21 protein-coding genes and 1 pseudogene are annotated in these 8,667 nt (G+C 50.1%); 18 read left to right on the top strand and 4 right to left on the bottom strand.

What is annotated here, in order from left to right; all coding sequences use genetic code 11:
* On the top strand, positions 1-286 hold a 286-nt coding region (locus HMPREF1024_RS0125955; RefSeq protein WP_009307996.1), incomplete at its 5' end, for an IS3 family transposase.
* Between the two features lie 29 nt (positions 287-315).
* Here HMPREF1024_RS0125955 and HMPREF1024_RS19170 read toward each other — a convergent pair.
* The 3 genes and pseudogenes from HMPREF1024_RS19170 to HMPREF1024_RS19180 form a co-directional block, all read right to left on the bottom strand.
* Positions 316-621 (bottom strand): annotated as a pseudogene (locus tag HMPREF1024_RS19170) (replication protein); the annotation flags it as partial.
* 77 nt (positions 622-698) lie between these two features.
* Entirely contained in the window at positions 699-1,019 is a 321-nt protein-coding gene (locus HMPREF1024_RS19175) for a CII family transcriptional regulator (protein ID WP_009307994.1), read from the bottom strand.
* Positions 1,020-1,058: 39 nt separating this feature from the next.
* Positions 1,059-1,292 (bottom strand): helix-turn-helix domain-containing protein, encoded by a 234-nt coding sequence (locus tag HMPREF1024_RS19180; protein ID WP_004178811.1) that lies wholly within the window; start codon positions 1,290-1,292, stop codon positions 1,059-1,061.
* Between the two features lie 104 nt (positions 1,293-1,396).
* Between HMPREF1024_RS19180 and HMPREF1024_RS31180 the strand changes: the two genes are divergently transcribed.
* The 4 genes from HMPREF1024_RS31180 to HMPREF1024_RS19185 are packed head-to-tail and all read left to right on the top strand — an operon-like array spanning position 1,397 to position 2,851.
* Positions 1,397-1,705 (top strand): helix-turn-helix transcriptional regulator, encoded by a 309-nt coding sequence (locus HMPREF1024_RS31180; RefSeq protein ID WP_187079289.1) that lies wholly within the window; start codon positions 1,397-1,399, stop codon positions 1,703-1,705.
* Positions 1,706-1,764: 59 nt separating this feature from the next.
* Positions 1,765-2,085, top strand: a complete 321-nt coding sequence (locus HMPREF1024_RS31175) for a S24 family peptidase (RefSeq protein ID WP_187079290.1) — start codon at positions 1,765-1,767, stop codon at positions 2,083-2,085.
* Positions 2,086-2,105: 20 nt separating this feature from the next.
* A complete protein-coding gene (locus HMPREF1024_RS0125945) occupies positions 2,106-2,549 on the top strand; it encodes a hypothetical protein (RefSeq protein WP_032422233.1) in 444 nt (147 codons plus the stop codon).
* Positions 2,549-2,851 (top strand): hypothetical protein, encoded by a 303-nt coding sequence (locus HMPREF1024_RS19185; protein ID WP_223714533.1) that lies wholly within the window; start codon positions 2,549-2,551, stop codon positions 2,849-2,851. Before HMPREF1024_RS0125945 ends, HMPREF1024_RS19185 begins: the two co-directional genes overlap by 1 nt.
* 29 nt (positions 2,852-2,880) lie before the next feature.
* Here the strand turns inward: HMPREF1024_RS19185 and HMPREF1024_RS19190 are convergent, their stop codons facing one another.
* A complete protein-coding gene (locus tag HMPREF1024_RS19190) occupies positions 2,881-3,084 on the bottom strand; it encodes a hypothetical protein (protein WP_009307991.1) in 204 nt (67 codons plus the stop codon).
* Positions 3,085-3,411: 327 nt separating this feature from the next.
* Between HMPREF1024_RS19190 and HMPREF1024_RS0125940 the strand changes: the two genes are divergently transcribed.
* The 13 genes from HMPREF1024_RS0125940 (at position 3,412) to HMPREF1024_RS28050 (ending at position 8,661) form a co-directional block, all read left to right on the top strand.
* Complete coding sequence (locus HMPREF1024_RS0125940; RefSeq protein ID WP_032451339.1) at positions 3,412-3,627, top strand: hypothetical protein; 216 nt, start codon at positions 3,412-3,414, stop codon at positions 3,625-3,627.
* Complete coding sequence (locus HMPREF1024_RS31170) at positions 3,624-3,734, top strand: hypothetical protein (protein WP_004201106.1); 111 nt, start codon at positions 3,624-3,626, stop codon at positions 3,732-3,734. The genes HMPREF1024_RS0125940 and HMPREF1024_RS31170 overlap by 4 nt, the downstream gene beginning before the upstream one ends.
* Positions 3,727-3,921: a hypothetical protein gene (locus HMPREF1024_RS19200; protein WP_019704100.1), complete on the top strand. Its 195-nt coding sequence runs from the start codon at positions 3,727-3,729 to the stop codon at positions 3,919-3,921. The genes HMPREF1024_RS31170 and HMPREF1024_RS19200 overlap by 8 nt, the downstream gene beginning before the upstream one ends.
* A gap of 88 nt (positions 3,922-4,009) precedes the next feature.
* Positions 4,010-4,294, top strand: a complete 285-nt coding sequence (gamL, locus tag HMPREF1024_RS19205; RefSeq protein ID WP_009307989.1) for a host nuclease inhibitor GamL — start codon at positions 4,010-4,012, stop codon at positions 4,292-4,294.
* Between the two features lie 9 nt (positions 4,295-4,303).
* Positions 4,304-5,218, top strand: a complete 915-nt coding sequence (locus HMPREF1024_RS19210; RefSeq protein ID WP_009307988.1) for a recombinase RecT — start codon at positions 4,304-4,306, stop codon at positions 5,216-5,218.
* Positions 5,215-5,697 (top strand): siphovirus Gp157 family protein, encoded by a 483-nt coding sequence (locus HMPREF1024_RS19215; protein ID WP_009307987.1) that lies wholly within the window; start codon positions 5,215-5,217, stop codon positions 5,695-5,697. Before HMPREF1024_RS19210 ends, HMPREF1024_RS19215 begins: the two co-directional genes overlap by 4 nt.
* 34 nt (positions 5,698-5,731) lie before the next feature.
* The gene (locus tag HMPREF1024_RS19220) at positions 5,732-6,037 is read left to right on the top strand and encodes a helix-turn-helix domain-containing protein (protein ID WP_009307986.1); all 306 of its coding nucleotides are present in this window, start codon (positions 5,732-5,734) and stop codon (positions 6,035-6,037) included.
* Positions 6,034-7,155 carry a site-specific DNA-methyltransferase gene (locus tag HMPREF1024_RS19225; protein WP_009307985.1) on the top strand — a complete coding sequence of 374 codons (1,122 nt, stop codon included), beginning with the start codon at positions 6,034-6,036 and terminating at the stop codon, positions 7,153-7,155. Before HMPREF1024_RS19220 ends, HMPREF1024_RS19225 begins: the two co-directional genes overlap by 4 nt.
* Positions 7,152-7,373: a hypothetical protein gene (locus HMPREF1024_RS19230; protein ID WP_009307984.1), complete on the top strand. Its 222-nt coding sequence runs from the start codon at positions 7,152-7,154 to the stop codon at positions 7,371-7,373. The genes HMPREF1024_RS19225 and HMPREF1024_RS19230 overlap by 4 nt, the downstream gene beginning before the upstream one ends.
* A complete protein-coding gene (locus HMPREF1024_RS19235) occupies positions 7,370-7,594 on the top strand; it encodes a hypothetical protein (RefSeq protein WP_009307983.1) in 225 nt (74 codons plus the stop codon). The genes HMPREF1024_RS19230 and HMPREF1024_RS19235 overlap by 4 nt, the downstream gene beginning before the upstream one ends.
* Positions 7,591-7,782, top strand: coding sequence for a DUF1382 family protein (locus HMPREF1024_RS19240; protein WP_009307982.1), 192 nt, complete (start codon positions 7,591-7,593; stop codon positions 7,780-7,782). Before HMPREF1024_RS19235 ends, HMPREF1024_RS19240 begins: the two co-directional genes overlap by 4 nt.
* The gene (locus tag HMPREF1024_RS19245) at positions 7,779-8,000 is read left to right on the top strand and encodes a TraR/DksA family transcriptional regulator (RefSeq protein ID WP_009307981.1); all 222 of its coding nucleotides are present in this window, start codon (positions 7,779-7,781) and stop codon (positions 7,998-8,000) included. Before HMPREF1024_RS19240 ends, HMPREF1024_RS19245 begins: the two co-directional genes overlap by 4 nt.
* 1 nt (position 8,001) lies before the next feature.
* Positions 8,002-8,661, top strand: coding sequence for an AP2/ERF family transcription factor (locus HMPREF1024_RS28050; RefSeq protein ID WP_009307980.1), 660 nt, complete (start codon positions 8,002-8,004; stop codon positions 8,659-8,661).
* The last annotated feature ends 6 nt before the right edge of the window (positions 8,662-8,667 follow it).

The following is an 8,667-nucleotide window of genomic DNA, read 5'->3' as shown; positions in this document are numbered from 1 at the left end:
CGACCGGGGTGGTCAGTACTGCTCAGCAGATTATCAGGCCCTGTTGAAGCAGCACGACCTTCGGGGCAGCATGAGTGCAAAAGGCTGCTGCTATGACAATGCCTGCGCGGAAAGCTTTTTCCACACGCTGAAGGTAGAGTGCATCCACGGTGAGCGTCTAATCAGTCGCGATGATATGCGTACGATGGTATTTAATTACATTGAGTGCGATTACAATCGCTGGCGTCGTCACAGTGCCTGTGGCGGCCTCAGCCCGGAACAATTTGAAAATCAGAATCTCGCTTAGGCGCGTGTCCATATTACGAGGAGAGGATCAAATATCCCCCGCTTAACCAGGACGCTTTTTGCAGCTGAGCACTTATGCGGGAGAATGCCGGTCAGCTCCGAGAGCTGCTCGTTACTGACCCAGTCAGATTTCTTGTTGAAGCCGTATGTTTTGCGCATGACAGCCATGAACACCAAAAGCTGATGCTGCGACAAACCTGCACGCATGACAGCTTCAAGGAGCTCATTGGCGATGCGCGTAAACCCATCATCGAGATCTGCCACGCGCAGCTCCTGTAGTGCCACGACAGGCACAGGGAAATTGATTACTTCGGCAGTATTTGCCATAATTACTCCTGTGAATTTATCCAGTTAATTCGCGTAGAAAGCCGTTAGTGTTAGCGCACTGCGGCTTTCGCCTTTTCTACCCTTCATCAGTCCCACCCTAACGGCCCAGGTCGGCACCGCTCCGCACGCAAACCGATATCCGCCAACGTTTCTACTGACTGCAGGTAGTGACGGGAAACTACTACCGCCTCTGGCGGAACAACCTGCAGGCCCAATGCTGCTATCTCTTTCGCCATCTCGGCGTAGTACCCTTCACTCTTACGGCGACTAATCGTTGATTCGCTTACCCCTCGCATTTCTGCAAAAGTCTTCTGGCTAATGGACAAAAGGCGGTTTAACAAAAGGCCCTCTATCTCAATTGGGTTGAGGATTGGCGGCTCTAAGTTTCGGGCTATTGCATTCTCCATCTGTGATAATTCCTCTGGTGTTGATTGAAAGGCCGCCAGTTAGGCGGCCGGAACGCCCTTCGGCGAAGGGAATAGCTTTGGAAGGTCTGGTCTAATTTGATGCGCCTGAACCTCCCCATTAGTTGCATTTACGATGCTGTTTACATGTTCAGGCGAAACCTTTGCCTTGTTGTGTAGCCACTTGTAAACCGCCTGCTGTGAAACATCGCAGGCTTCACCAAGCTTTTTCTGAGAGCCGACAATATTAATTGCGGTTTTAATGGTTGGGTTCATGACAACCTCCGTAGTAAATACAAACAAAGAATAAAACCTTAGTTGTATTTAGTCAACAACCATTTTCGTTTGCCGATATAAAACCACGGTTGTAAATTGAGAAGATGAAAACGACACTTGCAGAACGATTAAGAGAAGCCAGAAAGGCGGCAGACATGACCCAGAAGGCTCTGGGCGAGGCTGTCGGGGTCAGCCAGGCTGCGATCCAGAAGATTGAAACTGGAAGGGCTGCTCAGACCACAAAATTGCTCGATATAGCTAACGCTTTAAGGGTTAGACCTGAGTGGCTTTCCTCAGGAACTGGCGCCATGAGCGCTGATCGTGAAAGTGATAAAAATCCATCACGCACAAACCAGGATGTATTCAGGGTCGACATTTTGGATTTGGCAGTCAGTGCGGACCGGGCATCGTGAACCAGGAGTTCGTCGAGATTCTCCGTTCTGTTGAGTATGAGCCAGCTGAAGCCCGCCACATGTTTGATGGACGCAAGGCTGAGAACATCAGGATTATCAACGTCCGGGGTGACAGCATGTCCGGCACGATTGAGCCGGGTGATCTGCTGTTCGTCGACATCAGCGTTAAGAGCTTTGACGGCGACGGGATATATGCGTTCCTGTACGACGACACTGCTCACGTGAAGCGCCTGCAGAAGATGAAGGACAAGCTGCTGGTTATCTCAGACAACAAGAGCTATGCAGCCTGGGACCCTATCGAGAAAGACGAGATGAACCGGGTATTCGTGTTCGGCAAGGTGATCGGCAGCATGCCGCAGACTTACCGAAAACACGGTTGATACAGCAAGGAGTGCAGTTCATGATTGAAGAAAAAATTCTTATCCTCTATCCCACGCTAGTCCAGGCGGGGCTTGCCATAACAGCCTATATGGCTCCAACGCCACTTATAACAGTAGGTAGCTTTGATTCTCCCTTGTCTTTTTATATAACTATGGCTGTTTTCCTAGATTCATCAAAAGAGTATGTAACTACCCTTGACGTTAAGCATAACGGTGATTCAGTTTTAGACTCGAACGCAAACAATGACGAAAATCATTCGCAAAATTTTATGTTCACAAAACCTGATGAGAACAGTCTCCTTGTTGGAACTCAGTTGCATCTAAAAGGAGTTAAGCCTACAACCCCAGGTACATATGACATAACTTTGGAGTTATTTGAAATAGATGAACAAAGCAGGCAGCATTTGGTTGATGAAAAGACTTGCTCTATAGTAATCGTTAAAACAACGTTGAGGGATCAATAGTGACAGCAAGGATGTACAAGCTGAGGCCTGAAGATGAAGAACGAATCCCTCAACCACATAATAATGATGATGGAGGGGGCGGAGGAGACGATATGCTTCAGAGAGTGAAAGAACTTGAAAACAAAGTCGCAACCCTTGTAACCGATGTTGCAATCATCAAAGACAAGCTAGCTTCCAAGGAAGATATTCAGTCAGTAAAAACAGAGCTACATAAGGAGTTGAATGCTCAAACATGGAAAATCATTACAGCTATAGTGATAACCGTGTTACTAGCTGTTTTTTCTAAATATTTAATTAAATAACCCGGCCACCGCGCCGGTTTTTTATTGCCCTACTCTTCCCTCAGCATCAGCACGTCCAGAGCCAGCTCCACAGGCAGATCTACCTGGTCTCCCTGCCACAACACCTGAATCATCTCTATCAGCGCCTCTCTTGATGGCTCGCGCTTCTCAACCAACAGTTGCATAACCGCTATCCCGATAACCTGCGCTATCTGCGGGTGCATCTCTGCGAAAAACTCATCCTCGTTCGGCATGCCAACACCCCCTATCTGATGTTTTTTTTGAGCTTACCAGCACGCTTTACAAAAATAAATAACCAATAAAAACAACCAGATAAAACCATAATAGTCATTTAAACAACTATTGTTGTTGACTGCAAAACAACTATGGTTTTAAATTAACTCATCCAAACAACATCGTTGGCGCCGGTAATAGGTAACAACGCTCCGTTAGCCGCGATAAGGCAAAGGTGAAGAGATGATCCGCGAAGAAGACAAGCCTGCATGGCGTAATTTTTGGTTAAAGGTCGTTCCGTTTTTGGTTGCTGTCCTCTTTTTTAGCTTCGCATGCTGGGGTGGAAAATGAGCAAAGAAAACAATGGCGGCCCTGCATATCCAACGCAAGGGTACGAAGGTTTGACTGTTCGTGATTACTTTGCAGCAAAAGCGATGCAGGGCTGGCTGGCAGGTTATCCAGCGGGCATTGAGCACCCTGCGAGAAGTGAAGAAGGTTTCATTGTTGCTGAGCTTTCTTACCTGATGGCTGATGCAATGTTGAAAGCGCGGGAGGAAGTATGAGCAAACAAGGCATTCGTTCACTGATTTACTGCCTGCTGATCTGCGGCGTTATCTGGACAGCGTTGATTATCAAAATTCTGCACGTTACGGGGGTGTTCAATGGCTAACTCAATTCCTAACAGCGGACGCGCCGTGATGATGCGGAACGCTAAAACTGGCGCCACCTGGAAGGTTTCACGTGACTACCTGAAAGAAACCTTCTGGTTCGAGCCTCAGGGCAACCTGCGCCACATTCGCAAAGCATTTGAGGCACGCGACCTGCTGCCTAACCTGGTACCAGCCGGGACGCATTAACCGCGCATATCAGCGCACGAATTTAACTGAGCTATCAGGCGGCTTTTATCGCGCCGGTGATTCTACAACCAAATTTCAGGAGCGAGCTATGAACGCATACCGCGCATATGACGTGATCGAAGAGCGTAAGTGGGCTGAACAAACGCTGTCCGAAGAGAAGGAAAAGTGGATTGACGATCGGGCGCAGGAAATTATCGACGCGCTGCCGAAAGAGCCTTCAGGCCTGTTCCGCTTCTCTGTGCCGATGGACAAAAGCCCATACGAAGGCCTCCGCAGCGATGCAGTTGGCGAGGCATATAACAATCTCATTTCGGCAGTAGCTTACGCCCAGGCGGAATACGACTGGGATCACCGCACCGGCTGCCCGTTTTAAGGAGGGGTCATGAGCTTCGATCTTATTCAATTCGTTAAGCAGCAAGAGTCGCTGTTTACCAATGCCCTTACTGACCAGAGCCTGACTTGGGCAAAGGAATGCCAGTTTGCGATTCAGTTATTCCAGCGCAATGACACGTTGGCAAAAATGGCAATCAGCAACCCGGTCAGCGCTCAGAACGCAATCATTAACGTAGCTGCGGTCGGTATCAGCTTAAATCCTGCAAGCAAACTGGCTTATCTCGTCCCGCGTGACGGAATGGTATGCCTTGATATCAGCTATATGGGCCTTTTGCATATAGCCCAATCAGCCGGGGTCATTAAGTGGGGTCAGTGCAAACTGGTTCATGCATGTGACGCATACGAAACCATTGGCCTCGATAAAGCTCCGGCCCACAAATACAACCCTTTTGCCACTCCTGAAGAGCGCGGAGCCGTTATCGGTGGCTACTGCACAGTTAAAACATCAGACGGCGACTACCTGACTGAAGAGATGAGCCTCGCCGAGATTGAAGAAATCAGAAAGGTAAGCAAAGCCGGCACATCACCAAAAGGCCCATGGGTCAATTTCTGGTCTGAGATGGCCAGAAAGACAATCGTGAAGCGCGCCTATAAATACTGGCCGCGCGCTGACCGGCTCGATAATGCAGTGGACATGCTCAACGAGAGCGAAGGCATTTTTACCGAGCCGGTTATGCAATACACGCCTGAAAGTGAAGTTATCCAGTCGAAAGAAAATGCTGAGCAAGAGCTTATCAACTCAGTCCACTCGCTATGTGAAGACATGAAGCAGGCAGCAAACATGCATGCTCTCAAAACCCATTTTCAGGCGGCATACAAGATGACTGCTGGAATGCGGCTGCAGCAAGAGGTTCAGGCTGTTTACGCCAAGTGTAAAGCCAAATTCGACGAGGTTACCCAATGACAGCTCTTTATCAGATCGCCAACGACTTCGCCAAGCTGACTGACTCCGGTATGGAGCCTGAAATGATAGCCGACACTCTGGATGGGATTGAGTGGGAGCTGGAAGCAAAAGTGGAACAGATTCTTGCTATCTGCAAAAACGAATCTGCTTATGCGGAAGCGTTAAAGGAAGAGAGTAAGTGCCTTGCCGAACGCGCTAAAGCAGCTGAAAGCAAAGTGGCAAGCATGAAGGATTATGTCGCTAAATCACTTGAAACGGCAGGCAAAAAATCACTTAAAGCTGGAATTCATCAGGTTACAGTCAGGGCGCCATCTAAATCAGTAGAGATTACGGACGCCAGCATTTTGCCTCCTCAATTCGTCGAATACGAGACGAATATCAAGCCTGACAAGCTGGCCATTAAGCATCAGATCGAGGCCGGGTTAGATGTGCCAGGTGCGCAAATAAAGCTCGGTAAGCCGTCTCTGATTATTAAGTAGATAACGCAATTTACCGGTTACCACGGGAGGCACAATGAATAAGCAGAGCATCACACCAGAGCAATTCCGCGCCGTCGCCGGAACCATGCCTGCCTGTCGCGCAGCGGATGCGCTGGGGATCAGCCAGGCGAACTTCTACCGACTGGCACAGAGCTATTCCATCAGCACAGCGTTTGTCTACAAGCCATGGAAGCCAGAAGAGAAGCAGATCGCCGCTGAACTGCGCGCTGCCGGCGAGTCTCATAAAAGCATCGCCATGAAGATGGGCCGAAGCGTTGCAGCGGTATCCAGGACTTTAAGCCGCATGAGAAAGGCAGAAATGAAAAGAGGTGCGCAATGACATATCAATTACATGTCGGACGCTGTGAAGAAGTTCTCAAGACGCTGCCGGATAACTCAGTCGATGCCATCGTTACAGATCCTCCATATGGGCTGAGCTTCATGAACCACAAATGGGATTACGACGTCCCGACCGTCGACCAGTGGCGGGAATGTCTGCGCGTTCTCAAACCTGGTGGACACCTGCTGGCGTTTGGCGGATCACGGACCTATCACCGACTTGTCGTTAACGCTGAGGATGCTGGCTTCGAAATCAGGGACCAAATCCTATGGATTTACGGTAGCGGATTCCCTAAGTCACACAACCTCGATGGTGATTTTGATGGCTGGGGAACGGCGCTGAAGCCTGCGCATGAACCGATCGTAATGGCTCGAAAGCCATTCAAGCAAACCGTGTCCGCCAACATGAACGAGCACGGTACCGGAGCAATTAACATCGACGCCTGCCGGATACCGACCGATGAGGCGCTTAATGGAGGCACTGGCGGCCTGCTTTCGCATCAGCGTGACGGTACCCAACCGGTTGCCGACTACGAGCAGGCACCGGAAGGACGCTGGCCGGCCAACATTATTCACGACGGCAGCGAAGAGGTGATCGCCTGCTTCCCTGCTAATGCTGGAGCTGCAGCACCAGTAACCGGCAACGAACCTTCTGCAGCATCAACAGGTCAGGTACTTGGAATGCGCAAGCGTGTGGCCACCGTCCACCATGGCGATAAGGGAAGCGCAGCACGATTCTTCTATTGCGCGAAGGTCAAACCGAAGGAGCGCGACGAAGGCCTCGAGCGATTCATAGCGACATCAGCCAGCGATATGACCGGCGGACGCAAAGAGGGAAGCGTCGGCATTAACGACCCGCGGGCCGGTGCAGGGCGTACAAATGGCGCTAAGAACAACCACCCTACCGTTAAGCCGATCGCTCTCATGAGCTATCTCTGCCGACTAATAACCCCTCCAGGTGGAACCGTGCTTGATCCGTGGATGGGAAGCGGGAGTACTGGCCGGGCTGCCATTGAGGAGGGTTTTAACTTCATCGGAATCGACCTGAACCCGGATTACGTAACCATTGCTTCCGCGCGGATCGCTTACTCCTTCAAAAAATCGACGGAGGCAGCATGACGCCAGAAGAACAGGAAAACATCCTCCGCGCCCAGGCTCGTCGCTGCGCAGAAGAGATAACCAAAGCGATGAGCGTAAAGCCTAAACCGAAGTGGAACGCTGTATGCCCCCCCATCCTTCGCAAGCACTACGAGAAGGTAAAGCCGATGGGTGTCAGCCTGGTGAAATTTGTCAGTGTTATTGGCCGCATGAATGGGCGGTATGGAGTGGAATCATGAAGCTGAAAATGTATACCCCATCCGGGTCTGTAATCGTCGAAACCAACGACGTAGCCCAGTTTTACCCGGACGCTGAAAGCGGCGGGGAGCTGACCACAATCGAACTGGTTTCGCCAACCGGCGACCATGGGAAGGTGGCAGTAAAACATAGCTTCCACCAGGTGGCTGGCGCTCTCGCCACGGCCTGGAAAATGGATGAAGACAAGGCAGGTGCAGCATGAACAAAGCCTCTCCCGTTGATTTAAGGAAATGCCTTGAGGCCGCACATGGCCTCGCTCATATCGGCATCCGTTTTGTGCCGATCCCGGTAGCGACAGAGGAAGAGTTCCAGGCACTGTCTGCCGAGCTTTCACGAAAGCTTGAGCAGATGGCGGTTGAAGCGGAAAAAAGCGAAGGCGGTGCAGCATGAGCGCAGAACTCATCGATCAGGCCAACGAGCTGGCAGAGCGCCGGCTGGAAATGACCATCCAGAACATGCGCATCAATCACAACGCTATTTCAGCTACTCACTGCCGCGACTGCGGGGAAGAGATACCCGAGCGGCGCCGGGAACTGGTGGCGGGCTGCCAGCGCTGCGTTAGTTGCGCCAGTGATATCGAACTACGGTTGAAACAGGAGGGCAAATGATATGCGCGTGAAATTTGATGTTGGCGAAAAGGTGGGCATGCTCACGCTAATTGAGCCTTTCACCAAAGATGAAAAAGGGGTTTATAAGGGTAAATTTTACTGTGATTGCGGTAGAACTAAAATTATTCGCCTTTCTTACGTTAAAAGTGGTCACACAAAATCATGTGGGTGCTTGAAGGTTGAAGCAAAAAAGACTCACGGTTTGTCGAGTTCTTCAGAATATAAAATTTGGGATCTCATGATACAGAGATGCGAAAACCCTAACGATAAGAGATACAAGGATTATGGCGGGCGAGGAATAACAGTGTGCCATCAATGGCATGACTTCAGCTCGTTTTACGCTGATATGGGCTCTCGTCCTGATGGGTTTACGCTGGACCGCATCGATAACGACAAGGGGTATTCACCGGAAAATTGTCGTTGGGCCACACCATCTGAACAGCAGTTGAACAGAAGGAAAGTGAAGGGAAGCAAATCTCGATTTGTTGGTGTAACTAAACGTCCATCAGGTAGGTGGTCAGCAAGGATAACTGTTAATTATAAAGGCATCTATCTTGGCGATTACGATACAGAAGAAGCGGCTTCAGAGGCTTACCAGAAAGCAAAGGAAAAGGTTCTTGAAGAGTTTGAGCTAATGCGCAAACAGAGGGGGATCCAGTGAAAGAAC

This window comes from Klebsiella sp. 4_1_44FAA (assembly GCF_000238715.1).
GTDB lineage: Bacteria > Pseudomonadota > Gammaproteobacteria > Enterobacterales > Enterobacteriaceae > Klebsiella > Klebsiella pneumoniae.
This window is presented reverse-complemented; position numbering and strand designations above follow the sequence as displayed.

Bases quoted from the DNA above. Each gene is read 5' to 3' on its own strand.
- HMPREF1024_RS31180 (WP_187079289.1), top strand. From the start codon at position 1,397: ATGAAAACGACACTTGCAGAACGATTAAGAGAAGCCAGAAAGGCGGCA.
- HMPREF1024_RS0125945 (WP_032422233.1), top strand. From the start codon at position 2,106: ATGATTGAAGAAAAAATTCTTATCCTCTATCCCACGCTAGTCCAGGCG.
- HMPREF1024_RS19190 (WP_009307991.1), bottom strand. From the start codon at position 3,084: ATGCCGAACGAGGATGAGTTTTTCGCAGAGATGCACCCGCAGATAGCG.
- HMPREF1024_RS0125940 (WP_032451339.1), top strand. From the start codon at position 3,412: ATGAGCAAAGAAAACAATGGCGGCCCTGCATATCCAACGCAAGGGTAC.
- HMPREF1024_RS19210 (WP_009307988.1), top strand. From the start codon at position 4,304: ATGAGCTTCGATCTTATTCAATTCGTTAAGCAGCAAGAGTCGCTGTTT.
- HMPREF1024_RS19245 (WP_009307981.1), top strand. From the start codon at position 7,779: ATGAGCGCAGAACTCATCGATCAGGCCAACGAGCTGGCAGAGCGCCGG.
- HMPREF1024_RS19225 (WP_009307985.1), top strand. From the start codon at position 6,034: ATGACATATCAATTACATGTCGGACGCTGTGAAGAAGTTCTCAAGACG.
- HMPREF1024_RS19230 (WP_009307984.1), top strand. From the start codon at position 7,152: ATGACGCCAGAAGAACAGGAAAACATCCTCCGCGCCCAGGCTCGTCGC.
- HMPREF1024_RS19200 (WP_019704100.1), top strand. From the start codon at position 3,727: ATGGCTAACTCAATTCCTAACAGCGGACGCGCCGTGATGATGCGGAAC.
- HMPREF1024_RS19175 (WP_009307994.1), bottom strand. From the start codon at position 1,019: ATGGAGAATGCAATAGCCCGAAACTTAGAGCCGCCAATCCTCAACCCA.
- HMPREF1024_RS19180 (WP_004178811.1), bottom strand. From the start codon at position 1,292: ATGAACCCAACCATTAAAACCGCAATTAATATTGTCGGCTCTCAGAAA.
- HMPREF1024_RS31175 (WP_187079290.1), top strand. From the start codon at position 1,765: ATGTTTGATGGACGCAAGGCTGAGAACATCAGGATTATCAACGTCCGG.
- HMPREF1024_RS19220 (WP_009307986.1), top strand. From the start codon at position 5,732: ATGAATAAGCAGAGCATCACACCAGAGCAATTCCGCGCCGTCGCCGGA.
- gamL (WP_009307989.1), top strand. From the start codon at position 4,010: ATGAACGCATACCGCGCATATGACGTGATCGAAGAGCGTAAGTGGGCT.
- HMPREF1024_RS31170 (WP_004201106.1), top strand. From the start codon at position 3,624: ATGAGCAAACAAGGCATTCGTTCACTGATTTACTGCCTGCTGATCTGC.
- HMPREF1024_RS28050 (WP_009307980.1), top strand. From the start codon at position 8,002: ATGCGCGTGAAATTTGATGTTGGCGAAAAGGTGGGCATGCTCACGCTA.
- HMPREF1024_RS19235 (WP_009307983.1), top strand. From the start codon at position 7,370: ATGAAGCTGAAAATGTATACCCCATCCGGGTCTGTAATCGTCGAAACC.
- HMPREF1024_RS19215 (WP_009307987.1), top strand. From the start codon at position 5,215: ATGACAGCTCTTTATCAGATCGCCAACGACTTCGCCAAGCTGACTGAC.
- HMPREF1024_RS19240 (WP_009307982.1), top strand. From the start codon at position 7,591: ATGAACAAAGCCTCTCCCGTTGATTTAAGGAAATGCCTTGAGGCCGCA.